The sequence below is a fragment of the Microbispora sp. CSR-4 genome (genome assembly GCF_008033685.1).
GTDB lineage: Bacteria > Actinomycetota > Actinomycetes > Streptosporangiales > Streptosporangiaceae > Microbispora.
Map to the genome: position 1 here is coordinate 1 of NZ_VJVX01000198.1, position 885 is coordinate 885.

The 885-nt window shown below is 74.5% G+C and carries 1 protein-coding gene; it reads right to left on the reverse strand.

The window, feature by feature from the left end; translation table 11 throughout:
* A partial coding sequence (locus FLV34_RS39430) for an HNH endonuclease signature motif containing protein (RefSeq protein ID WP_147945604.1) occupies window positions 1-812 on the reverse strand: 812 nt, incomplete at its 3' end.
* Window positions 813-885 lie beyond the last annotated feature (73 nt).

Consider the following 885-nt stretch of genomic DNA (forward strand, 5'->3'; position numbering starts at 1 on the left):
AGGTTGGCGGCGGTGGTGGCGCCGTTGTCGGCCCAGGCCTGGATGTGGTCTTGGTCGGTGCGGGTGGCGGGCATGCGGCAGCCCGGCCAGGAGCAGACCCGGCCCCGGATCTGGACGTATCGGCGTAAGGCCGCATCGGCATGACGCCGATCAGCCCCGTTCGCCGTGTTCGCCACCCCAGCGGTCCCGGCCGCGCCAGCCGCGCCCGCCGCGTTGACCACGTCAGCCGTGTTCGCCGAGTCCGCGTTGGCCGTGCCAGCCGCGCTTGTGGTGCTGACTGCGCCTGCCGTGTCGGCCGTGTTGGCCGTGTCGGCCGTGTGGGCTGGGTCGGTCTGTTCGCCCAGCATGGCCGGGTCACCCGATCCCGCTGGGGCGTGCGCTGCCGCCGGGTCACAGGATCGGCCCGGGTGGCGCGCTGCCGCCGGGTGGGGTGATCCGGTTGCGGGGGTGGTGCCGAGCTGGGCGTGGGCTTGACGGGTGAGGTCGGCGATGAGGGGTGCCCAGGCGCCGGTGGCGGCCGGTGCGGCGGCCAGCCGGTGGAGCTGGGTGAGGGTGATCTGCAGCTCGACGATGCCGCCGCGTCGCATGTCGCGGGGCGGCCGTTGTCCGGGCGGGCAGGGGCGCTGCCGGGTGATGCCGGCCAGGAGCAGGTGCCCGTCGTCGGCGCAGATGGCATAGCGCCATTGCCCATGCAGCATGCCGGTGACGATGCGGCGTGCCTGAGCGGCGTGGACCATGCCCCAGCCGGGCAGGTGGGCGGGGTGCTCATCGTGCCCGAGCAACGTGGTCAGCTCCACCCGTATCTCCGGCACCGACCACGATGTCGCGCCGGGCCCCCCACCAAGGCGGCCCTGCGACCGCTGAGGCTCCCCGCACCCGCGCCCA